We start from the raw sequence: 21,381 nt of genomic DNA, 5'->3' as shown, positions 1-21,381 counted from the left end.
CGGAAACGCCCCGGTCTCAGAAGAAGAGCCACAGCACGAGCAACACGTACAGCGTCACGAGGGCGATGAGCGTGAGGCGGATGAGGATGTTGACGCTGAACACGAGCCCGTTGTAGTCGTTCTTCAGGAGCTTCACCGGCTCCGTGCGGCGGCTCTCGAAGCCGACCGTCGCGGGCGCGACGTCGTCGACGGCGCTGTCGACCGCGCGCTCGATCGCGTCGGTGTCGGACTCGCGCATGTTCGCCAGCTCGTGGATCGACGCGTGGGTGTCCGTCGAGAAGGGGATCACCGCGTCGAACTCCTCGCGGTACGCGTCGGCCGTCGCCCGCACGTCAGGGGTGAGCCCGTTTGTGTCGACGCCGATCCAGAGGACCTCCTGGCCGTCGACCGACTCGACCATCGCCAGCGCGTCCTGCCCGGTCCGGGTCACCTCGAACCCGGCGGCGTAGTCGTCCGCGAGCTCGGCGGCCGCGAGCCGGTCGCGGAAGTCGTCGAACGCGCGCTTGAGGCGGTCGGCCTCGGCGGAGCCGTACTGGATCTCGACGTCGGGGCCGTTCTGGATGTCGTGTCTGTGCTGGTCGATCAAAAGCACGTCGTCGTGGTCGACGTCACGCATGAACACGCCGGTGTCGTAGTCGTCGATCCCCTCGCCGTGGAGGACGATCACCTCCTTCTCCCCGATCCGACGGCCGTGGAATCGCACGTCCGCGTACCCCTCCCGCTCGCCGTACGACTCGGTGACGAGCCGGGAGGCGCGCTCGGTCCGCTCCGGCTCCGCGATCGCGTCGAGGATCCGCTCCGCGTCCGCCGGGTTCGAGAGGTCCTCCTTATGCGTACACGGGACGTGAAAGAAGAACCCGGCCGAGCCGTCCGAGGCCGCGCCGGTCCCGCCGTCGATCGCAGCGGTCTCGGCTCCTCCGTCGGCGGCGACCTCGGCGGGATCGCGCCCCGCACCGTCCCCTCGACCCCCGTTCAGCGAGTCGATCAGGTTCCCGCTCAGCTGACCGCCGCCGAACCCGCCGAGGGGGCCGGGGTGGACCCACGGGGCCGCGACCGTGAGCCGGGCCCCGTTGTCGACGGCGAACGTCTCCACGGACGGGCGGGCCTCGACGCCCAGGTCCAGCGACTCGCGGTCGTTCCGGAGGAGCCCGGAGGTGAGCGCGAACGCGGAGACGTCGGTGTTGCTCTTGATCAGGTAGTCGACGACCACGAGGACCAACACGAGGAAGCCCGCCGCGATGAGCAGCGAGGCGAACGCGAACACGTGGCGGTACGTCGAGAAGCCGAAGTCGCTGCCGCCCAGCGCGTAGAAGGCGGTGATGAGCAGCCCCGGCTCCGCCAGCGACACGAGGAGGATCCGGTCGGAGCGGTCGATGCCCGTCGAGACGACGAGCACCAGGATGTTGACTAGGTACAGCGTGATGAAGCTGAGCCAGATGATGCTCCAGGCGTTCCCGACGTCGTTCGCGCCGGAGAGCACCAGCGCGTACACGAACAGGACGAACTGCGAGGTGAGCGCGAGGAAGTAGCTCCACGGCCGCGGGTAGCCGTCGAGGACGCGAGGGAACAGCTCCGCGGCGACGACGAACGGGACTAAGAAGATGAGTGCGGCCACCGGGACGATCCGAGACGGGTCCGGCGCGAACGGCGTGAAGAGCCAGATTCCGCCGAACGTGCCGACGGCGTACACGGCGCTGAGAACGACGAGCGCGGCCGCCTGAATCCTGAGGGGTGGAACCGAGAAAATGAACCGCTGGAAGGCGTCGACGTTGTCCGCGCCCATCTACGCGGTCACCCCGTAGATCGACTCGAGCTCGTCTATCGTCTGTTCCACCGAGAACTGCTGGACGGCCGCGCGGGTGTCCCTGTCCCCGTCGAGGCAGTCCCGGACCGCGCGCTCCATGTCGTCGAGGTCACCCAGCGCGAATCTGGCACCGTTCTCGGGGCCGATCGTCTCGTCGAACGGCGCCACGTCCGCGGCGGCCACCGGGGTGCCGCAGGCGTTCGCCTCCAGCGTCGAGAGTCCGAGCGTGTCGCAGGTGGAGGCGGTGACGAACACGTCGAGCGCGGCGTAGAAGTCGGGAAGTTCGTCCCGCGGGAGGAAGTCGTGGAACCGGACGTTCGCGGGCGCGTCCGCGAGCAGGTCCGCCCGGACCGGTCCCTCGCCGACCAGTTCGAACCGCACCTCGGGCAGCCGCTCCGCGAGCCGGAGGATCTGGTCGACGTTCTTCTTGTGGGTCATCCGACCGCTGTACCCGATCACCGGGGCGTCCGCCGCGGTCGGGCCGCCGTCGGTCGCGAGCGCGGCGACGCGGCCGTCCTCGCGCGGCCGGAACCGGTCCATCTCGATCCCGACGGGCAGGCGGTACGGCTCCACGTCCCGCCGGATCCGCGAGGTCGAGGCCGTGACGCAGTCGAACGCGTTCAGGAATCGGTTCTCGTAGGCGACGTACGCCTTCCCGGCGAGCGCGGCGAGCCGCTCGGACTTGAGCCCCTGGACGAAGTAGTCCTCGACGGGCGTGTGGTGCGTGTACACCGACCTCGCGCCGTACCGCTTCGCGTACCGGATCCCCATCAGGCCGGTCGACGCCGGGCCGTGGCAGTGAACGACGTCGAGGTCGGGGAGCGTCGACAGGCGACGGTACGTCGGCAGGCGGTACTGACGGTAGAAGGGGTTCGGCAGCGAGGGGACGGGTATCTCGTTGTCGTCGGGATCGTGGCTGCTCGCGGGATAGACGACGTACACGTCGTGGCCCCGGGCTTCGAGGCGCTCCCGCCACGCCTGGATGGTGTAGGTGACGCCGTCGATCCCGGGGAAGTAGCTGTCGGTGAAGAAGCCGATGTTCATAGTGGCGTCTGGCGGTCGATGGGGCGCGATCGGCCGCGGCCGTCGCGTCGGTCCCAGCGGTCGCAGCGGTCTCGGAGTGGAGGGGACGGGTCGGCCGCCTCGGCCGGGGAGGAGGGTAGCGGGGCGGCCGCGCCGACGTATAGTGCCGATACCACGGTTACTCGCGGGGTTCGCCACCTGACCGCTTCAACATTTTCATTTCCCGAAGCGAGGCGGAACGGCGTCACGCCTCGAAGCGAGGCGGAACGGCGTCACGCCTCGAAGCGAGGCGGAACGGCGTCACGCCTCGAAGCGAGGCGGAACGGCGCCACACCGCCGCGCCGGGGCACCTCGGAGCCGGTGCGCCCCGATCCCCCTCGCTTAATCCCCGGGCGGCCGAACGGACGGTCATGATCACGACCGACCGGATGGCGGCCGTCGACGCCAACGCGGCCGCGCTCGGCGTGCCCCGCAAGCAGCTGATGGAGTCGTCCGGCAACGCGGTCGCTCGCGAGGTGCGAGCCGTCGCGGAGCCCGGCGCGACGGTCGCGCTCGTCTGCGGCCGCGGCAACAACGGCGGCGACGCGCTCGTCGCCGCGCGGTTTCTCGGCGGATACGAGGTCACGGTCCACCTGCTCGGTCGTCCGGAGACGATCCGGACCGACATCGCCCGCGAGAACTGGGCGGCGCTCGGAAACGCGGAGATCCCCCGGGAGACCGTCACCGACTCGCGCGACTTCAACCTCATCGACTCCGACGGCGACGACCCGGACGTGGTCGTCGACGCGATGCTCGGCTCCGGGGTCTCGGGCGGCCTCCGCGAACCGGAACGGACCGCGGCCGCCGCGATCAACGCGAGCGACGCGACGGTGATCGCGGTCGACGTCCCCTCCGGGATCGACGCCGACACCGGCGAGCCGACCGGCGACTCGGCCGACGACACCGCCGCCCCCGCCGACGGCGACGCGACGACCGACCCCGTCGCCGTCGACGCTGACCGGGTGGTGACGTTCCACGACGAGAAGCCCGGGCTGGCCGGGCTCGACGCCGAGACAACGGTCGCCGACATCGGGATCCCGACCGCCGCGGAGCGGTTCACCGGGCCGGGCGACCTGCTCGGGCTCGACCGCGACCCGGACTCCCACAAGGGGGACAACGGCGAGGTCCTCGTTGTCGGCGGTGGCCCCTACGCCGGCGCGCCGACGCTGGCCGCGCTCGCCGCGCTCCGGACCGGCGCGGACCTCGTTCGGGTGGCCTGTCCCGAGTCGGTCGCGAGCGAGGTTCAGGGGTTCTCGCCGAACCTCATCGTCCGCGCGCTGCCCGGCGACCGCGTCGGACCGTCCCGCGCCGAGCGGGTCGCGTCGCTCGCGGCCGCGAGCGACGCCGTCGTCCTCGGTCCCGGGCTCGGGGACGGGGACGGAACCCGGGAGTTCGTCCGCGAGTTCCTGACGGAGTTCGAGGGGCGCGCCGTCGTCGACGCCGACGCGCTCCGGGCGGTCCCCGAGGTCGACACCGGCGCCGACCTGGTCTGTACCCCGCACCAGGGCGAACTCGTCGACATGGGCGGCGAGACGGCGCCGGACCCCGACGAGCGCGCCGAACTGGTCCGGGAGTTCGCGGCCGACCTGGGCCACGCGCTGCTCGTGAAGGGCGCCGTCGACGTGATTTCCGACGGCGACGACGTGCGGCTGAACCGCACCGGCAACCCCGGGATGACCGTCGGCGGGACCGGCGACGTGCTGGCGGGGACGGTCGGGGCGCTGGCGGCCGCGACCGACCCGTTTCACGCGGCCGCGGTGGGCGCCTACGCCGTCGGTCGCGCGGGCGACGCCGCCGCGGACGCGAACGGGAACGGACTGGTGGCGACGGACTTACCCGACCGGCTGCCGGAGGCGATGCGTAATGAGTGACGAGGGAGCGGCCCGGTCCGACGACGCGAGCGACGGACGCGCCGACGCGCTGACCCACACCGACGATTCCGGCGACGTTCAGATGGTCGACGTCGGCGCGAAGGCCGACAGCAGCCGACGCGCGGTCGCCCGCGGCGAGATACGGATGACGCCGGAGACGGTCGCCGCGGTCGAGGCGGACGCGGTCGAGAAGGGAGACGTGCTCGCGACCGCCCGGATCGGCGCGGTTCAAGCGGTCAAACACACCTGGGAGACGATCCCGATGTGCCACCAGATCCCGATCACGAACGTCGACACCGAGTTCGTCGTCGACGACGACCGGATCGAACTGACCGTCGCGGTCGAGACCACGGGGAAGACGGGGTGTGAAATGGAGGCGTTAGAGGGCGTTACGACCGGACTCAACACCGTCTGGGACATGGTGAAGGCCGCCGAGAAGGACGCGGACGGCGGGTATCCGGACACGCGGATCGCGGACGTGGAAGTGGTCGAGAAGCGGAAGGAGCCGGTCGGATAGTAGCCGCCGGAGCCCGGCGGTTGCGGTCGCGTCGACCCGTTCAGCGGTCGAGGAACGGCGGAATCACGACCTCGGCCCGTTTCTCGTCGCCGCGGACGACGACGCTCACCTCGGTGCCGGCGTCGGCGTACGACTCGTGGAGGTAGCCCAGACCGATCGGCTCGTCGAGGGTCGGGCTCATCGTTCCGGAGGTCAGCTTCCCGACGCGGGTGAGATCGCCGTCGGTGACCGCGTAGCCGCTTCGAGGGACGCCGCGCTCGAGGAGCCTGACCCCGACGAACGTCTCGTCGACGCCCTCCTCCTTCCGGGCCGCCAAGGCGTCGCGGCCGACGAACTCCGCGTCGAGTTCGACGACGAAGCCGATCCGCGCCTCGTACGGTGTCCGTGGCTCGTCGTCGGGGTCGAAGTCCTGTCCGGAGAGCAGGAACCCCATCTCGGTTCGGAGCGTGTCGCGCGCGCCGAGCCCGCAGGGCTGGGCCGGATCGGGGCCGTCGACGAACGCCGCCCAGACGGGGTCGACGGCGCCGGCGGGACACATCACCTCGAAGCCGTCCTCGCCGGTGTAACCGGTGCGCGCGACCCAGCTCTCGGTGCCCGCTACCGCCGCCGCCGTCGCCTCGAACTTCGAGAGATCGACGACTCCGTCGCGGGGCGTGGCCTCGTCGAGCGCGTCGGCCGCGTCGGGGCCCTGGACCGCGAGCATCGCCCAGTCGTCGGTGGCGTTGGCGACGGTCGCGTCGAGGTCCCACTCGTCCCGGTGGGCCGTCCAGCGATCGAACATCTGGGCGTCGTGGCCCGCGTTCGGGACGAACAGGTACGCGGGGTCGCCGCTCGGCGCGTCGAGGTCGCCGTCGTGGGTCGCCTCCAGGTCCGCGAGCGACGACGCCCCCTCGCCGGCCGCGGTGCCGTCGGGGAGCCGATAGACGACGGTGTCGTCGAGCATCACGCCGTCCTCGTCCGTGACCGCGGCGTACTGGGAGTCGCCGGGGTCGAGCGCGCGAACGTCGTTCGTCGTGAGTCGGTTCATCAGCTCGGTCGCGTCCGGTCCGGAGACCTCGATCTCGCCCATGTGCGAGACGTCGAAGACGCCGACCGACCCGCGGACCGCGGCGTGTTCCTCGCGGATCGAGTCGAACTCGACGGGCATCTGCCAGCCGCCGAAGTCGGTGAACTTCGCGCCGCGCGCGTCGTGGGATTCGTGAAGCGGAGGGAGCCGATCGGTCATACTCGCACCTCTCCCGGACGAACCTAAGCTTTTGTGACATCGGTGGTCCCCGCGCCGGCCGCGGACTCCCCCGTCGACGACCGACTCGGGCGACAGCCTCAAGCGGACGCCGCTCCCCCTCTCGGGCGTGAGCAGCCCTCGACCCGCTCGCGCCGGTCCGCTCGCGCCCGTGGTCGCAGTCCTGCTGATCGCGGTCCTCGTCGGCGCGCTCGTCGGAACGTGGCCGCCGTTCGTCGCGGTCGAGAGCGGCAGCATGGCGCCCGGCGTCGAGCGCGGCGACCTCGTCGTCGTCACGGCCCCCGACCGGGCGCCGTGGGGAGACCTCTCGACCGCTGCCGACTCCGACGCGCCGACCCGCCTCGGCGGGACGGGCGACGTGGTCGTCTACACCGTTCCGGGCGCCGGGGGGAGACCGGTGTTCCACCGGCTGGCGTTCCGCGTCGAGGCGGGCGAGGACTGGACGAAGCGCGCCGACCCGGCACTCCTCGCCGCCGACTGCGCGGAGCTTTCGACCTGCCCGGCGCCGTACGACGGGTACGTCACGCACGGCGACGCGAACGGGCTGTACGACCAGAGCGCCGGCATCGCCCCGGTCGTCCCGGAGGAGTGGATCGTCGGGAAGGCGCTGTTCGCGGTGCCGAACCTCGGCTGGATCCGGGTGGGGATCGACGCGACGGCCGCGCGATACGGCGGGGTCGCAACCGGCGTCGTCCTGGTGGGGTTCGCGGGCCTCGCGGGGGGAGTCGGGACGCTGTTGCTGGGACGGATTCGGCGGAAACGACGGCGGTGAGACAGTCCGACAGGGCGACACGGCGTTCAATTCGGCCTCCGGTCGCGCCCGTCAAATGCGGTGCGACCGGCGCGTGCCTACGAGCGGCCGCGAGGAGCGCGGCGCGAGGGACGCGGCGAACGCGAGCGGCGCGGCCGCGGAGCGTGAGCCGCGAGGCTGGGGAGGTGTGAGGCGTGAGGTGCTGTGCGGGGCGGGACGCAGAGGGCAGCCGTGAGGCGGGCTTCGGTGCCGGCACCCGTCGATCCGACGGTGCGGGCGATTCTTCACAATAGAAGAGATCGAACGCTCCGGAATACCGTGTCGAGAACCGCTCTCTCTACTCCCCGCTCGTCCCGCCGTCGGTCCGTGCGGTCGTGACCGACTCGGCGCACCAGACGTTGCTCCGACGGCCGGCGCGCGACAGCTCCATCTTCACGACCGAGCCCACCGGCAGGTCCGCGACGCGCTCGCGGGCGTCCTCGTCGGCGTACTCGACGACGTGGAACGTCTCGTTGCGCGGATGGGCACGTACTGTGGTACAATCATGATCGTTCTGTGCGGAAGTAACGGTGTACGCGTTCGATTGTGACATCTTACTCCGTTATTATTGAACACCTTACTTCAATTCTGCGTATACCCACTACAGACGTGAGTCAGGTCGTAATATCGATATAAGGTGTTAAATTTTCAGAACAATCGGCAGGAATACGGGTGATTAGTGGACGGACTGCGCATCGAAGACGGGTCGAAGGGGCCGCGAGGGAATCACCATCCCTATCTCCCGCGACGGCGAAGGCCGGCCATGGACCGAGGCGACGGGCCGGAGGGCGCGGCGACCGCCGACGGCGAGACGAGCGCGGACGGCGAGGCGACCGCCGACGGCGAGGTCGGACCGGACGGCGTGACGGACGCGGACGCCGGCGGCGTTGCGCTGTTCGTCGACGGCCCGAACGTGTTGCGCGAGGAGTTCGACGTCGACTTAGACGACGTGCGTCGGGCCGCCGAGGCGGAGGGGCCGCTGGTGACCGCCCGGCTTTATCTCGACGAGCACGCGACGCCGGGGCTGATCCAGGCCGCGGAGGCCCGCGGTTTCGAGGTCGTGATGACGAGCGGCGACGTGGACGTGAAGCTCGCGGTCGACGCCGCGCGGTTCGCGGCCGAGGGCCGGATGGAGACGCTCGCGATCGCCTCCCGCGACACGGACTTCAAGCCGGTCGTCGAGACTGCGAACGGCTACGGGATCCGGACGCTCGCCATCGCGCCCGGCGAGTTCGGCCGGTCGGACGCGTTGCGGAACGCCGCTAACGGCTCCGTGACGCTCGACGGCGATACGAGGGGCGAGTCCGTGAGCGACGAAGATGAGGCGGAGAGCGAATCGGCCTCGACGCGATAGCGGTCGAGAACGTCGGCAGCGGCGAGTGACGAACGAACGATCTTCTGCGGCGAACGCCTCCGGAACCCCTTTGCGTCCCACCCGGCCGCAACCGCACCGCAGCCTCACCCCCCAGCTCGTCACCGCGTATTTAGATCCACGGAGTATCCGCCCGTCCCGTTTATAACTCCCGCGTGAGCCGCGGGTTCGTCACTGCCCCGTCCGCCGCGGAGGCGAAGTCCCGGCCGTACTTCGCCAGGATACCGCCCTCGTACGGGGGTTCGGGCGCGTCCCACGCCTCGCGGCGCTCGTCGAGTTCCGCCTCGGAGAGGTCCACCGTCAGGTCGCGTTCGGGGATGTCGACGGTGACGTGGTCGCCGTCCTCGATGAGCCCGATCGGGCCGCCGACCGCGGCCTCGGGCGCGACGTGACCGATCATCGGGCCGCGGGTGCCGCCCGAGAAGCGGCCGTCGGTGAGCAGCGCCACGTCGTCCTCGTGGCCCGCGCCGACGACCGCGGCGGTGACGCCGAGCATCTCGCGCATCCCGGGGCCGCCGCGAGGCCCCTCGTTGCGGATGACTATCACGTCGCCGGACTCGATGCCGCCGGACTGGACGTACTCCATCGCGTCCTCTTCGTTCTCGAACACGCGCGCGGGCCCCTCGTGGTAGAACTCGTCGTCGCCGGTCACCTTCAGCACCGAGCCGTCGGGCGCGAGGTTGCCGTCGAGTATCTTGATCGCGCCCTCCGCCTCCTTCGGGTCGTCGACGCTGTAGAGGAAGTCGGCCTCGATCTCGTCGTCGTCCGGGAGCTCGCCGCGCTCCTCCAGCGCCGCGATCTCCTCGGCGAGCGTCCGACCGGTCACGGTCATCGCGTCGCCGTGGAGCAGGTCGGCCTCGAGCAGGCGGCGGAGGACGACCGGCACGCCACCGACCTCGTGGAGGTCGTTCATCACGCGGCTCCCGCCCGGCTGGAGGTTCGCGATCTTCGGCGTGCGCTCGGAGATCTCGTCGAAGTCCTCGATCGAGAGGTCCACGTCGGCCTCGCCCGCGAGCGCGAGCAGGTGGAGGACCGCGTTCGTCGAGCCGCCCATCGCGGTCTGGGCCGCGATCGCGTTCTCGAACGACTCTCGCGAGAGGATGTCGGAGGGCCGACGGTCGTTCTCGATGCAGTCCATCGCGAGCTCGCCCGCCCGCTCGGCGACCGCGTAGCGCGCCTCGTCCTCGGCGGGCGGCGAGGCCGAGCCGAGCGGCGCCAGCCCGAGCGCCTCCGAGAGCGACGCCATCGTGTTCGCGGTGAACATCCCGCCGCACGAGCCCGCGCCCGGGCAGGCGTTACGCTCCAGATCGTCGAGCTCCTCGGCGTCCATGTCGCCCTGCGCGTAGGTGCCGACGCCCTCGAACACCTGGACGATCGTCACGTCGCGGCCGTCGTGCTGCCCGGGCATGATCGAGCCGCCGTAGAGGAAGACGCTCGGCAGGTCCGTCCGGATCGCGGCCATCATCATGCCGGGGAGGTTCTTGTCGCAGCCGGCGACCGTCACGAGCGCGTCCATGCGCTCGCCGAAGGAGACGAGCTCGACGGAGTCCGCGATCACTTCTCGCGAGATCAGGCTCGCCTTCATCCCCTCGGTCCCCATCGAGATGGCGTCGGAGATGGTGATCGTTCCGAACTCGATCGGCATCCCGCCCGCGGCGTCGATGCCGTCGAGCGCGGCGTCCGCCACGTCGTCGAGGTGGACGTTACACGGCGTGATGTCGGCGGCCGGGTTCGGCACGCCGACGATGGGGGAGGAGAGGTCCTCGTCGTCGAACCCCATCGCGCGGAACATCGCCCGGTGTGGCGCCTTGTCCGGTCCCTCGGTCACGTCTCGGCTCCGCAGGTCTCCGTCTTTCTCGCCGGCGAATCGGTCCGAGTCCTCCCGTCGCCGACGACGCTCGTCGTCGTCGGATCGCGGCTGCTGTTCGCTCATACTCGCCCCTGTCGCTCGGGACTCTTAAACCGCCGCGTCGGGGCGAGGGTTGCTCGGCGGGACGAACGGGTTCGGCCCGTCGTCGGCGTTCGCGTCGGAGGCCGGACGTCGTCCGTGTACAGTCGCTGTCGGCCATTTTTGGTGACACAGTCCCCTCGCGACGCGGCCGCCACACCGTCGGCGGGTCAGACCGCTACTGCGGGTCGCGAGCGGGGATCAGCCCCTGAGCCATGAGTCGCCGGGCGATCACGACGAGACCGTTCCCGAACCCCTCGCCGAAGATCGCCTGTTCCGCTTTGTTGTCGGGGATGATCGAACTCACGAGGATCGTCGAGCGGTCGATCAAGAGGAGCCGCCCGATCCCCGTCTCGTCTGCCGGCACGTCTCGATCCTGTAACCACTCAAGCCCGGAAACGAAGGTCGTTGCGCGCGGAACGGCCGATTCTAACTCTTCTCGAAGCGGCTCAGAGAGGGCTCCGATGACCAGGTCGATGTCGTCGTCGACGCCGTTGAGCGTCTCGGTGAGATCGTCGGTGAGGAGCGTCTCGTCGGCGACGACGAGGACGACCTCTTCTTTCGCCGCGCTGATGAGCCGGTTCGTCCTGTTCTCGATCGCGTCCCGACCGGACATGGCCCAGATCTCCTGTGTCGGGGACTCCTCGTCGTCGCCCACGATGTCGACGGCGTCGAGTGCGCTCTGGAGCCGCCCCACGCGCTCCTCGTACTGGTCGCGAAGCGTCTCGGTCGCCTCGTCCAGCGGAACCGCCCGGAACCGCTGCGGGCTCGAGTGTTGGATTTCGACCAGCCCCTGCGCCTCCAGAACCCGTATCGCGTCGTACACCCGGGTCCGAGGGACCTCCGTGATCTCGCTGAGCTTCTTCGCCGTGCCGGTGTCAAGCCGAGCTAATCCGACGAAGCATCGGGCCTCGTACTCTTTTAATCCGAGTTGCTGGAGGATGTCAATCGCTTCCTCCCCGTTGTTTGATGTGTTCATGTGTCCCAACCTTCCGGGTCCCCCCGGAATTCGCCTGTGGATTCTCCCTCAGGACAGATAGGTATTGTTACTTTTGAGGTGACGGTGAACTACCCCACCCTACTCAGCCACAGGCGTGGCTTCGTTGAGGGTGGGGCTTCCTGTTTCGACGACGCGCTTTGCAGACACGCGAGTGGTGTCCGTAGGGAGCACAGTCTCCACAGGCGTTGATTCGGGCCATCCCAGCCCTAGTTCAGCAAAGCCTCTCTGTAAGATGTTCATCGCCGCGTTCGCGTCACGGTTACACTCGAACCCACAACTCGGACACGAGTGCTCTCTGACCCAGATGGGTTTCGCTGTCTCCACACCACACGTCGCACACTCTTTCGTCGTTCCCGCTGCTTCGACTTGTACGACGTGTGTCCCGTACAGCTCACCTTTGTATTCCAGAAGAGTGATGAACTGTCGCCACGCCGCAGCCTGCTTGTTCCGCGCGTTCCCATCGCCTTGAAGCATCTCAGCGACGTTCAGGTCTTCCACGAACACCGCATCGTACTCTGTGACGAGCCATATCGTGAGCTTGTGCTGGTAGTCCAGCACCTTCTGACGGATGTGGCGTTTGACCTTCGCAACCGCTTGGCGCTGGTTTTCGTAGTTGTTTGACCCGTGTTCTTTCCGTGAGAGTTTGCGTTGTTCACGGTACAGACGCTCGTATTCGTCTTCGAGGTCGATCCAGTCCACAGTCGTCCCGTCCGACGTGTGGATATAGTTGAGGATGCCGAGGTCAACGCCGACGCTATTGTCCGCGTTGAGCGAGTCCACGTCGGGTTTCTCAGGCAGGTCAGCCTCGTCGGTTTTCAGCCCGAAAGAGATGAACCAGTCACCGGTCGTCTCTTTTTTCACTGTGACTTCTTTGATAGCTGCTTCGTCAGGGATCTCGCGGTGGTAGCGGAGTTTGATATCTCCGATTTTGGAGAGCCAGAGCGTCGCGCGTCTGCCACTCGTGTTTTTGAGTTCGAAGCCAGACTGCGAATACGTCATACTCTGGAACTCTCTCGGAGACTTCCAGTTGAGCTTCCCGACCTTGCGTCCGTTTTGCTTCTGCTCGGAGAGTCCAGTGAGATTCTGGTAGAACCGAGTGACGGTTCGTTGTAGAGCCTTCGAGTTGACTTCCGAGAAAACGGGGAACTCATCTTTCCAGTCGGGGAGTCGGGAGTGGTGCTTGTACGCAGAGCCGATGTCGTCGGCGTCCACGTTCTCGTACTCGTACAGGGTGTAGTTGTACGCTTGGCGATGAATGTCGATATGGTAGTCTAGTTCAGCCGCTACCTGTTGTGTCGGGTAGGCATGGTAGCGGTGACTGTATTCCATCGCTGTCTATTGATTATCGATATGTTGTGTTAATGGTTTGTACTGGTGTGCGGCGATTCATCCCCTCCCTACTCGCTCCCGTTGGTCGCTCCTTGAGGAAGGGGCATTCTCGCCTCACTTCTGGTGACTCAGTTAATCACAGAAAGAATAACTGTCTGGGAACCGCTGCTGTACTCGCACGCAGCTAACTCGAGTGTCCCAACCACGCGAACTGCTGCGTGCCCGGTGCGGTCACCTCGTTTCGAGGTGGCCGGCCGTTCGGAACTCACCAATGTCAATGACCGACGAGCCAATCGCAGACCCGCGGTCCACAGCCGTCGAGCAGCTCACGGAGTTCGGTCTGACGGAGTACGCCGCGCGGACGTTCATCGCGCTCTCCGCACTGGAGTCGGGAACGGCCAGAGACGTGAGTCGCGTGTCGGCGGTCCCGCGGACGCGAGTGTACGACGCGATAGACGAGCTCCGCGACAGGGGACTCGTCGATGTCCTTCAATCGTCGCCGAAACGGTTTCGTGCGATCTCGGCCGAGACCACGAGTCGGACGCTCGAACACGAGCTCCGACACCGGGTCGACGTCCTCCGGACCGCGCTGAGCGAGCTCGAACCCGCCGACCGAGGAACCGAACAACGGGGCGTCTGGACGGTCGACGGACAGCGGGCCGTCTCGGAGCGAACCCTCGAGTTCTTCGCGGACGTGGACGAGGAGATCGTCTACATGACCGTCGAGGACCTCCTCAACGACGAACTGATCGACGGCGCATCAGAGACGACATCCTCGGGGCGACGATGTTCGAGTCCCTGTGGGTCTGGTCGGACACGTCGGCGGGACGGCTGCTGATGATCGACGGCCGGAAGACGCTCGTCAGCGCCCTCGTTACCGGACCGGACGCGTCCTCGTCCGACCCGCGGTCGGAGACGGCCATCTGGGGACAAGGGGAAACGAACAGTCTGTCGGTCGTGCTGAAGGCGATATTCACCCGGCGGTTAGAGAGCGAGGACGCGGACTGACCGCCGACCCCTGCGCTGCGTTTCGGGGGCGATCCGGCGTCCTCCGCGGGGGGCGCGTCCGACACCGCCTCGACGCGTCGATCCGATCGATACCGGATCGCGTCCTCGGCCCGGTCGCGGTCCGGCCGCGACGAGACCGAGGGCGGCGTCGAAACGACTGTCACATGTTCCCGCGCCTCTCGCCGGGAACGGGACTCAACTGTCGACGTGGTCACGGAAATTAGATTTCTGATTAATCGAGTCACTATTTCGTTCCGACTCGCCGCGTGCGATCGACGACGCGAAAGATGGACAAACTTTTGATTATGAACATCGAAATGATCGAACGTGACAGCTGACCTCACCGAAAAGATAGCGAGAGCCCTCGCTGACGTCAAATCGGTGGACCCGGAGGAGCTCGACGTCTCTCTGGAGAATCACGTCTCCACCGACGCGGTCCGCAACCTCGCGAGCCACGACAGCGACTCGTGGCGCCTCCAGTTCGAGACGCCGGACCACGTCGTCGAGGTCACGGGGACCGGACGGATCCTCGTCGACGGCGAAACGGTCCGAGAGGCCCGCTGAACGCCGTTCGACGACTGCCGAACGACGACGTTACTCGTCGTCGGGGACGAGCATCTCGGGATCGCGTTTGTACTTCGGGGTCGACACGAACGTCTCGATTCGCTGCTTGTCGGCCTCTGTGATGGAACTTTCCATACACGGCCGTTAAGCTCGGGTAACTTGAGTAATTAGGCCGTTCCCGACGGTAATCGGGTATTACTCGACCCGATCCCGGGCGTGCCCCGGATACACCTGTTGAAGCGGACGAAAGGCCGGCTCAGCCGCCCTTCGGTCGAACCCGTGTTCTGTGTCCGGTCCGATCGGCGGTCGGCTCCTTCGGACGTTGTAAGGAAAAGTTGCTTCGGAAGGCGAGACGGGGGCGAAGCGGTCGGCACGAGGTCCCGAGCACGTGGTCACCGCATTGAGGCCGCCGAGCAGTAGGCCTCCTCGCGGGCGGTGATCCACGCGGTCGTTCGGCGGTCGTCGTCGGCGTCCCTCGGGAATATCGTACATTCGGTCGACCCCCCGTGGTCGCTGACGACGGCCGCCTCGTACGCCTCGTATCGCGGGGTCGGTGAGTCCGTGTCCATCGGATATGAGGGGACACCGCAGCGAACGAGATTGTTATGAGCGACCTACGCGGCCGCGGTCCGGACCGGCCGCTAGCAGAAACGGACTGTGCGGAGACGGACGCACCGCGTCCGACGCGCTTGTCGAACTCGCCCCGGCGGGGCGACGGCGCTCTGCGAAATCGCGGAGCTACCGGCCCGAGTCGAGATCGGAATCCAGCTTCGCGACGACCTCACCGTCGCCCGTGACGGTTACCTCGCAGTCGGCGAACGCGAAGGTGAGAGACGTCTCGACGGTGCTCGAACGAAACAGCGTGTCCAGTGCGTCCGAGTCGATGGCGCCGTAGAGCTGCGGAAGCGCCAGCGGCTCGCGGCCTGTCGCGCTTGATACCACTTCGACCACGCCGGTGCTCGGCGGCGTTGAGTCCCAGTCGTACGTCGCCCGGACCTCCGGGGTCTCCTTAGCTACGTGATTGGAAATATTTTGATTCTCTTCCTTCATTCAGTCACTATCGATAGGACGAAGGCACTACTAACTCTTGTGGATTACAACGGTAAAGGCCGAACAGCGACGTTTTCGACGTTTTTCCGGGACGGCCCGGCGACCGGGACGATGCGATCGCACCTCTGCGCACGGTTATTGAGACCGTGCCGCACCCTGTTCGAGGAGGCCTCGCTCGCTCCCGTCCGACCGGAGGGTGGCCTCCGGCGCGTCTGGGTCGATTCGGGCGTACAGCGGGCCGAACGAGGTCGGACCGTCGCTTACGAGGGCCGCGACGACCCCCACGACGCTCTCGTGGTCGACCGTTCGTCCCTCTCGTAGGCGTCGACCGCTTTAGTAGCCGACACGTCGGTGTGTTCCACGCGTTTCGGAGTGGACACGTCTGCGTGATTTCGTCGTAGTCACAGCGGTAGCGTGTTCACTGGGCTCACACGTGTGCGCCCGGTACACTGTCCTCGCGGGGGCGTTCCGGACGAACGTAGACGGTGGAGTCGGCGTAGACGAACACGGCCATCCCGGCGTACGAGAACGCGACCGTTACGTCGTGTGAGGAATCTCCCGTCACTATCGCGTCGAGCCCGTCGGTGTCGATCGCGTCCGAGAGCGGCGGGAGCGCGTCGACGGGTTCGTCGCGCGCCTCGGAGACGGTCTCGCTCACGGTCACACAGATTTCCTCGTGAGCACTACTCATGGATACGCGTTCACACCCCAGCTAATTAATAATAAAGTACATATTCTGCCCCCCTCGTGCTTACTCGAACCGCGCCGTTCGTGTGTTACTCTTACATGTACGCGAGCTGAAAGTTACCGGCGTCGCGAGCGGGAGCGGGCGCGTGCGGCTTTCCGACGCCGAGAACGACCGCACACGAGACGCCGAGAACGACCGCTTACTGGTCGTACTGACGCAGTTCGACGGGAACCGGCTCCGTGCGGTTCTGCGCCTGCCAGTACTGCCACGCGACCGAGAGGGTGAACACGAGGAGTACGGCTGCGCCTACCACCGGCAGGGGGACGGCGCCGAAGCCGGGAACGCTCAGCACCGTGAGCGACAGCGCCGTCGCCCCGCCGACCGTGAGGAGGAAGTAGTGGAATCGCCACGGGTACGTCGGTTGGTCGTCCGTCGTGAGGTACTCGTCGATGTCGTCCGCCCGGTCTGCGAGCCGAACGGTCCCGCTGTCTTTGTCGTACTCGATGGTGTTCATCTCCGCCATCTTCGGGAGATGGGTCTGATACAGGGACACGTAGACGCGCTTCCGCTGCTGGCTGGTCAGTTCGTCGGCCGAGACGTCGTTTTCCATCGCCGCTATCTCCGTGGCGAGCTCCTGGACGTCGACCGATCCGCCCTTCGTCCGGAGGTAGTACAACACCATTCGGCGCCGGTGGTTGCTCAGTAGCTCGAAGACACCGTCGGGCGTCAACGGCTCGGTGTCAGCGGAACTCATCGTCAGGAGCACCGGTCCTGTTCGTCGGTCCCGTCTCTTTCCATGCTCGTTCCTTTCGCAAACGGGACATAGTTATGGTCTGGCTTATCCGGACTTAGGACGCTTTTAACCCATATTCGCGTCACTTTCACTTCTCGCCCAAAAGTCGCTGAACCGGCCGCGAAACCGGAGCGCTGCCCGTGCCGCGTCACTCGAAGTACCGGTACGCCGACACGCCGACGAGCGCTCCGACGAGGAGAGCGGTCACCACCTGAAGCGCCGCGTTCGATATGAACGCCCCGACGACGACGGGAACGACGAGGAAGGCGCCGGCGACGAGCGACAGCGTCGAGTGGTACCGCGTCCACCCGGAACCATCGACATCGTCGTCGACTGAGAGGTAGCGTTCGAACAGGTCCGTGTGTTCTGCGGTCTCGATCCGGCCGCGCGGCTTGTTGTACGAGATCGCGCCGTAGTCGTCCATCTTCGGCAGGTGACACTGATACAGTCCGACGTACACGCGCTTGCGTTCCTGCGAGGAGATCTGTTTGATGTCCTTGCCCGTCTCGCGCGCGGCGATGGCCTCGGCCAGCTCGTCCAACGTCGCCTCCTCGTTCTTGCCTTCCAGCAGGTACCGTATCACCCGTCGGCGCCGCTTGTTTTTCAGGATCTCGAACAGCTGATCGAAGCCGATCTCTGCTCGCTCGATATTCTCCGGCTCAGTACTCGAAGCATCGGTTTCCGGTCCCGAGAACTCCCGATCGGCCTGGGCCGCGTCCCGCGTTTTCGCTTCTGAGTCGGCACTCATCGTACACCATCGTTTTGATCTGTCGCAACGTCGTCTGTTCTCGTTACGTTGTCGTACATCGTTATCGTGGGGAGTTTCGGTATTATATCATTTCACGGGTCGAACAGGGTATGGCGGGTCATGTTGCCGCTACTCATGTAATCCACTTAACTCTATCACATCTTCACGAAGTATTTCTGTACTGAATAATTGAGTAAACAGCATCGTCGCGGCCGTATACGGGAGAAATATCGTGTCCTTCGCACGACAAGTTTCGTCGTCGCTCTCCCCCACGAGTACCGAGAGTTCGGTGGCGTAGAAAGCGAGACGGCGACCGGCAACAGGCGAGAGGAACAGTGAAACGCCGACCGAGCGTATCATTGACTCCCTCGCGTAAGGACGAGGCTTCCGCTTGCTATCCGTCACTTACCGGTGAACGGCGACAAAATCCGGTCCATAACAAAGTATTCCTCTCGGCATGCGGTGGGTATGCAAATCGGCCCCAAAGCGATCACGACCGGTGTGCGCCGCCGCCGCGCGGACGGCGACGCGGTCGACGGGGTGGTCGCGTAATGTGCGGCATCGTGGCTCGGATCGGAGCGGCCGACGACGCGGTCGACGAACTGCTCGTCGGGCTGGAAAACCTCGAGTACCGCGGCTACGACTCGGCCGGCCTCGCCGTTCAGACCGACCGCGACGTGGACGTCCGCAAGCAGGCGGGCGGCATCGACGACCTCCGGAACGCGCTCGCGGCGGACCCCCCGAGCGGGTCCCTCGGGATCGGTCACACGCGGTGGAGCACCCACGGACCGCCGACCGACGCGAACGCACACCCGCACACGGACTGCTCGGGGCGCGTCGCCGTCGTTCACAACGGGATCATCGAGAACTACCAACGGCTCCGTCGCGAGCTCTCTCACGCGGGACACGCCTTCGAGAGCGACACCGACACCGAGGTAATCCCGCACCTGATCGAGTCGGCGCTCGCGGACGGGGCGGCCCCGGCGGCGGCGTTCCGCGCGGCCGTCGATCGGATCGAGGGGAGCTACGCCGTCGCCGCGGTCATCGGCGGCAGGGAGGCGGTGTACGCGGCTCGAAACGACTCACCGCTGGTGGTCGGCGCGAGCGATTCGACGCAGTACCTCGCGAGCGACGTGCCGGCGTTCCTGGAGTTCACCGACCGTGTGGCGTACCTCGAGGACGGCGACGTCGTCCGGGTCACGCCGTCCGGCTTCACCGTCACCGACGAGCGCGGCGAGCGCGTCCACCGCGCGACCGAGACCGTCGACTGGGACCCGCAAGACACCGGGAAGGGCGGATACGACCACTACATGCTCAAAGAGATCAACGAGCAGCCGACCGCCCTCGGCCGATCGGTCAGCGGTCGGACCGACTCGGGCGGCGAGGAGGTCGACCTCGATGGGTTCCCGCCCGGCAGCTTCGACGGGATCGACCGGGTTCACCTGGTCGCGATGGGGACCTCGTATCACGCGGCGATGTACGCGGAATCGCTGCTCGCACGCCGGGGGGTTCCCGCACGCGCGTTCATGTCCTCCGAGTACGCGGGGTCACCGCCGCCCGAGGAGGACGGGACGCTCGTGATAGCGATCTCACAGAGCGGCGAGACCGCGGACACGATCGCGGCCGTCAGGGCGGCCAGCGCGGAGCGGACGATGGTGGCGACGAACGTCGTCGGCTCGTCGCTGACGAGGGAGTGCGACGACACGCTATTGGTCCGTGCCGGACCGGAGATCGGCGTCGCCGCGACGAAGTCGTTCTCCGCACAGGTCGCGACGCTGTCGCTGCTCGCCGAGCGGATCCGCCGGGACGCCGTCGGCGACCCGTCGCCGGACGCGGCGGCGTTCCTCTCCGCGCTGACGCGACTACCGGATCAGGTCCGCCGGGTCGTCGAGAGCGGCGCGGCGGAGCGGATCGCCGACGCGTTCGCCGACTCGGAGTCGTACTTCTTTATCCGACGCGGCCCGGGACACGCGGTCGCGCTGGAGGGGGCGCTGAAGTTCAAGGAGATCACCTACGAGCACGCCGAGGGGTTCACCGCCGCGGAGCTGAAACACGGGCCGCTCGCGCTCGTCACCGAGGAGACGCCGGTGTTCGCGGTGTTCAACGGCGGGACGGACGACACGGAGACGCTCGGTAACGTCAAGGAGATACGTGCGCGCGGCGGCCCGGTCGTCGCGGTGGCGGGCGGCGAGACCTCCGACCTCGCGGAGACCGTCGACCACGTCCTGTCGGTCCCGTCGACCCATCCGGAGCTCGCCGGCGTGCTCGCCAACGTCCAGCTCCAACTCGTCGCGTATCACGCCGCGAAACAGCGGGGGCGGGCCATCGATAAGCCGCGCAACCTCGCAAAGAGCGTCACGGTCTGAGCCGCGCGGTCAGTCCCGCCCGTCCTCTTGCGTCCGGTCAGGATCGCCGCGAGTACCGCACGAATCCGGGGACTGCGTCGTCGTCCCACGGCTCGTGAGCGACCGATAGGTCCGTCGGAGGCGTCGCACGCCCCGCCAAGCCGGGGCTCCGCCGAGCGACACCAGCAGGTAGACCCACGTCCGTCGCCGTCCCGGCTCGTGACGCAGCGAGCGCGCCAGCCAGCGGCGCGCCTCCCCGTAAAGCCCGTTCTCCATCGCGGTCGCACCGAGTTTCCGCGAGAGCGACGCGACGAGCATCCGCTCGCAGCCGGCGCCGTACTCGGCGGCCCGCTCCCGGTGCGCGTCGAGGAACCGCGGATAGGCGACGTCTCGAGCGGCCTCGAAGTCGTCGGTGAGCTGGTCGTACTCCCCGATCCCGCGCTGGACCAGTTTTTCGGGGACCGGTCTGAACTCCCCGTGCTCCGAGAGCCTGACGTACCACTCGCGGTCCTCCCAGATCGGGAGCCCCTCGTCGAACGCCCCGGCGTCGTCTATCGTCGCCCGCCGCACCATGACCGTCGACGTCGGGGCGCACGGGACCCCGCGGAGGAGCGCCTCGGTGACGTCGCCGGACAGCGAGGGAGAGCGTCCGCCGACGCGCTCGCCGTCCCGCACGGCGAACTGGCCCGTGTAGACGACGGCGACGCCGGGTTCGAACGCCGCCACCTGGCGCTCGGCCTTTTCGGGGAGCCACCTGTCGTCGTCGTCGAGGAACGCGACGTACTCCCCGCTCGCGGCCCGGATCCCGATGTTCCGGGCGGCCCCCGGGCCCTCGCCGTCGTCGCGGCGGTACGTCACCGGGCGGTCCCCGGCGCGGCGGCGCACGAGCGACTCGACCGGCTCGTCGGAGCCGTCGACGACGACGAGTTCGAGGTTCGGGTACGTCTGGGCCCGGACGCTGGCGAGCGCGTCAGCGAGCTTCGCCGGTCGATCGCGGGTTATCACGACCGCGCTCACTAGCGGTCGGTCCCGTGTCTCCATTGGGTGGACGTGCCCCGGCAGCGGTATTGTTAGGACGGTCGTTACCGGGGGTGCTCGCGTCGAGCCCCCCGTGACCGCGCGGCGGTCGGGCGTGACGCGGGTAGCCCCGGCGCGACGGGACGGTAACGCGTACATAACAATGCCCGAAACGAGTGCTGTGTTGAATAGCGATCTAATCAGCTGTTATCACGGAGTAGAAGGACGAAGC

At 67.4% G+C, this 21,381-nt stretch carries 19 protein-coding genes and 1 pseudogene; 7 read left to right on the top strand and 13 right to left on the bottom strand.

The window, feature by feature from the left end:
- Positions 1-16 precede the first annotated feature (16 nt).
- Both EXE42_RS01500 and EXE42_RS01495 read right to left on the bottom strand, forming a co-directional pair.
- A complete protein-coding gene (locus tag EXE42_RS01500) occupies positions 17-1,783 on the bottom strand; it encodes a DUF2070 family protein (RefSeq protein ID WP_092922567.1) in 1,767 nt (588 codons plus the stop codon).
- Positions 1,784-2,848: a glycosyltransferase gene (locus EXE42_RS01495; RefSeq protein ID WP_092922564.1), complete on the bottom strand. Its 1,065-nt coding sequence runs from the start codon at positions 2,846-2,848 to the stop codon at positions 1,784-1,786.
- A gap of 389 nt (positions 2,849-3,237) precedes the next feature.
- Here EXE42_RS01495 and EXE42_RS01490 point away from each other — a divergent pair, with 389 nt between their 5' ends.
- Together EXE42_RS01490 and moaC are read left to right on the top strand one after the other, a co-directional pair.
- Positions 3,238-4,737: an NAD(P)H-hydrate dehydratase gene (locus EXE42_RS01490; protein ID WP_137693295.1), complete on the top strand. Its 1,500-nt coding sequence runs from the start codon at positions 3,238-3,240 to the stop codon at positions 4,735-4,737.
- Positions 4,730-5,254, top strand: a complete 525-nt coding sequence (gene moaC, locus EXE42_RS01485) for a cyclic pyranopterin monophosphate synthase MoaC (RefSeq protein WP_137705757.1) — start codon at positions 4,730-4,732, stop codon at positions 5,252-5,254. Before EXE42_RS01490 ends, moaC begins: the two co-directional genes overlap by 8 nt.
- A gap of 40 nt (positions 5,255-5,294) precedes the next feature.
- On the opposite strand, the gene EXE42_RS01480 is transcribed toward moaC, so the two are convergent.
- Complete coding sequence (locus EXE42_RS01480; protein WP_137705756.1) at positions 5,295-6,479, bottom strand: glycine cleavage system aminomethyltransferase GcvT; 1,185 nt, start codon at positions 6,477-6,479, stop codon at positions 5,295-5,297.
- Between the two features lie 127 nt (positions 6,480-6,606).
- Between EXE42_RS01480 and EXE42_RS01475 the strand changes: the two genes are divergently transcribed.
- Positions 6,607-7,269 carry a S26 family signal peptidase gene (locus tag EXE42_RS01475; RefSeq protein ID WP_092922552.1) on the top strand — a complete coding sequence of 221 codons (663 nt, stop codon included), beginning with the start codon at positions 6,607-6,609 and terminating at the stop codon, positions 7,267-7,269.
- A 316-nt stretch (positions 7,270-7,585) separates the two neighbouring features.
- On the opposite strand, the gene EXE42_RS01470 is transcribed toward EXE42_RS01475, so the two are convergent.
- Positions 7,586-7,840: a hypothetical protein gene (locus EXE42_RS01470; protein ID WP_092922549.1), complete on the bottom strand. Its 255-nt coding sequence runs from the start codon at positions 7,838-7,840 to the stop codon at positions 7,586-7,588.
- 210 nt (positions 7,841-8,050) lie between these two features.
- Here EXE42_RS01470 and EXE42_RS01465 point away from each other — a divergent pair, with 210 nt between their 5' ends.
- On the top strand, positions 8,051-8,641 hold the full coding sequence (locus EXE42_RS01465) for an NYN domain-containing protein (RefSeq protein WP_241988310.1): 591 nt from the start codon (positions 8,051-8,053) through the stop codon (positions 8,639-8,641).
- A gap of 160 nt (positions 8,642-8,801) precedes the next feature.
- On the opposite strand, the gene ilvD is transcribed toward EXE42_RS01465, so the two are convergent.
- The 3 genes from ilvD to EXE42_RS01450 form a co-directional block, all read right to left on the bottom strand.
- Complete coding sequence (ilvD, locus tag EXE42_RS01460) at positions 8,802-10,592, bottom strand: dihydroxy-acid dehydratase (RefSeq protein ID WP_092922543.1); 1,791 nt, start codon at positions 10,590-10,592, stop codon at positions 8,802-8,804.
- A gap of 193 nt (positions 10,593-10,785) precedes the next feature.
- Positions 10,786-11,586, bottom strand: a complete 801-nt coding sequence (locus tag EXE42_RS01455; protein WP_137705755.1) for a TrmB family transcriptional regulator — start codon at positions 11,584-11,586, stop codon at positions 10,786-10,788.
- A 99-nt stretch (positions 11,587-11,685) separates the two neighbouring features.
- Positions 11,686-12,936: an RNA-guided endonuclease TnpB family protein gene (locus EXE42_RS01450; protein ID WP_137705754.1), complete on the bottom strand. Its 1,251-nt coding sequence runs from the start codon at positions 12,934-12,936 to the stop codon at positions 11,686-11,688.
- A gap of 277 nt (positions 12,937-13,213) precedes the next feature.
- Here EXE42_RS01450 and EXE42_RS01445 point away from each other — a divergent pair.
- Both EXE42_RS01445 and EXE42_RS01440 read left to right on the top strand, forming a co-directional pair.
- Positions 13,214-13,944 (top strand): annotated as a pseudogene (locus tag EXE42_RS01445) (TrmB family transcriptional regulator).
- A 327-nt stretch (positions 13,945-14,271) separates the two neighbouring features.
- On the top strand, positions 14,272-14,508 hold the full coding sequence (locus EXE42_RS01440) for a HalOD1 output domain-containing protein (protein ID WP_158293490.1): 237 nt from the start codon (positions 14,272-14,274) through the stop codon (positions 14,506-14,508).
- 392 nt (positions 14,509-14,900) lie between these two features.
- On the opposite strand, the gene EXE42_RS18460 is transcribed toward EXE42_RS01440, so the two are convergent.
- The 5 genes from EXE42_RS18460 to EXE42_RS01420 form a co-directional block, all read right to left on the bottom strand.
- The gene (locus tag EXE42_RS18460) at positions 14,901-15,077 is read right to left on the bottom strand and encodes a hypothetical protein (RefSeq protein WP_158293491.1); all 177 of its coding nucleotides are present in this window, start codon (positions 15,075-15,077) and stop codon (positions 14,901-14,903) included.
- Positions 15,078-15,246: 169 nt separating this feature from the next.
- Positions 15,247-15,558, bottom strand: coding sequence for a HalOD1 output domain-containing protein (locus tag EXE42_RS01435; protein WP_137693298.1), 312 nt, complete (start codon positions 15,556-15,558; stop codon positions 15,247-15,249).
- Positions 15,559-15,985: 427 nt separating this feature from the next.
- Positions 15,986-16,249 carry a HalOD1 output domain-containing protein gene (locus tag EXE42_RS01430; protein ID WP_167603401.1) on the bottom strand — a complete coding sequence of 88 codons (264 nt, stop codon included), beginning with the start codon at positions 16,247-16,249 and terminating at the stop codon, positions 15,986-15,988.
- Positions 16,250-16,445: 196 nt separating this feature from the next.
- Positions 16,446-17,000, bottom strand: coding sequence for a hypothetical protein (locus EXE42_RS01425; protein WP_092923261.1), 555 nt, complete (start codon positions 16,998-17,000; stop codon positions 16,446-16,448).
- Positions 17,001-17,187: 187 nt separating this feature from the next.
- On the bottom strand, positions 17,188-17,787 hold the full coding sequence (locus tag EXE42_RS01420; RefSeq protein ID WP_092922531.1) for a hypothetical protein: 600 nt from the start codon (positions 17,785-17,787) through the stop codon (positions 17,188-17,190).
- Positions 17,788-18,338: 551 nt separating this feature from the next.
- Here EXE42_RS01420 and glmS point away from each other — a divergent pair.
- Positions 18,339-20,153 (top strand): glutamine--fructose-6-phosphate transaminase (isomerizing), encoded by a 1,815-nt coding sequence (gene glmS / locus EXE42_RS01415; protein WP_137705753.1) that lies wholly within the window; start codon positions 18,339-18,341, stop codon positions 20,151-20,153.
- A gap of 9 nt (positions 20,154-20,162) precedes the next feature.
- On the opposite strand, the gene EXE42_RS01410 is transcribed toward glmS, so the two are convergent.
- Positions 20,163-21,173, bottom strand: coding sequence for a glycosyltransferase family A protein (locus EXE42_RS01410; RefSeq protein ID WP_092922526.1), 1,011 nt, complete (start codon positions 21,171-21,173; stop codon positions 20,163-20,165).
- Between the last annotated feature and the right edge of the window lie 208 nt (positions 21,174-21,381).

The organism is Halorubrum sp. SP3 (assembly GCF_005435195.1).
Lineage (GTDB): Archaea > Halobacteriota > Halobacteria > Halobacteriales > Haloferacaceae > Halorubrum > Halorubrum sodomense.
Note: the sequence above shows the minus strand (reverse complement) of the source record. Positions and strands in the feature narration are given on the sequence as shown.

What these genes read in the sequence shown, in the direction of transcription:
- EXE42_RS01500 (WP_092922567.1), bottom strand. Translation starts at nt 1,783, where the DNA reads ATGGGCGCGGACAACGTCGACGCCTTCCAGCGGTTCATTTTCTCGGTT.
- EXE42_RS01495 (WP_092922564.1), bottom strand. Translation starts at nt 2,848, where the DNA reads ATGAACATCGGCTTCTTCACCGACAGCTACTTCCCCGGGATCGACGGC.
- EXE42_RS01490 (WP_137693295.1), top strand. Translation starts at nt 3,238, where the DNA reads ATGATCACGACCGACCGGATGGCGGCCGTCGACGCCAACGCGGCCGCG.
- moaC (WP_137705757.1), top strand. Translation starts at nt 4,730, where the DNA reads ATGAGTGACGAGGGAGCGGCCCGGTCCGACGACGCGAGCGACGGACGC.
- EXE42_RS01480 (WP_137705756.1), bottom strand. Translation starts at nt 6,479, where the DNA reads ATGACCGATCGGCTCCCTCCGCTTCACGAATCCCACGACGCGCGCGGC.
- EXE42_RS01470 (WP_092922549.1), bottom strand. Translation starts at nt 7,840, where the DNA reads ATGTCACAATCGAACGCGTACACCGTTACTTCCGCACAGAACGATCAT.
- EXE42_RS01465 (WP_241988310.1), top strand. Translation starts at nt 8,051, where the DNA reads ATGGACCGAGGCGACGGGCCGGAGGGCGCGGCGACCGCCGACGGCGAG.
- ilvD (WP_092922543.1), bottom strand. Translation starts at nt 10,592, where the DNA reads ATGAGCGAACAGCAGCCGCGATCCGACGACGACGAGCGTCGTCGGCGA.
- EXE42_RS01455 (WP_137705755.1), bottom strand. Translation starts at nt 11,586, where the DNA reads ATGAACACATCAAACAACGGGGAGGAAGCGATTGACATCCTCCAGCAA.
- EXE42_RS01450 (WP_137705754.1), bottom strand. Translation starts at nt 12,936, where the DNA reads ATGGAATACAGTCACCGCTACCATGCCTACCCGACACAACAGGTAGCG.
- EXE42_RS18460 (WP_158293491.1), bottom strand. Translation starts at nt 15,077, where the DNA reads ATGGACACGGACTCACCGACCCCGCGATACGAGGCGTACGAGGCGGCC.
- EXE42_RS01435 (WP_137693298.1), bottom strand. Translation starts at nt 15,558, where the DNA reads ATGAAGGAAGAGAATCAAAATATTTCCAATCACGTAGCTAAGGAGACC.
- EXE42_RS01430 (WP_167603401.1), bottom strand. Translation starts at nt 16,249, where the DNA reads ATGAGTAGTGCTCACGAGGAAATCTGTGTGACCGTGAGCGAGACCGTC.
- EXE42_RS01425 (WP_092923261.1), bottom strand. Translation starts at nt 17,000, where the DNA reads ATGAGTTCCGCTGACACCGAGCCGTTGACGCCCGACGGTGTCTTCGAG.
- EXE42_RS01420 (WP_092922531.1), bottom strand. Translation starts at nt 17,787, where the DNA reads ATGAGTGCCGACTCAGAAGCGAAAACGCGGGACGCGGCCCAGGCCGAT.
- glmS (WP_137705753.1), top strand. Translation starts at nt 18,339, where the DNA reads ATGTGCGGCATCGTGGCTCGGATCGGAGCGGCCGACGACGCGGTCGAC.
- EXE42_RS01410 (WP_092922526.1), bottom strand. Translation starts at nt 21,173, where the DNA reads ATGGAGACACGGGACCGACCGCTAGTGAGCGCGGTCGTGATAACCCGC.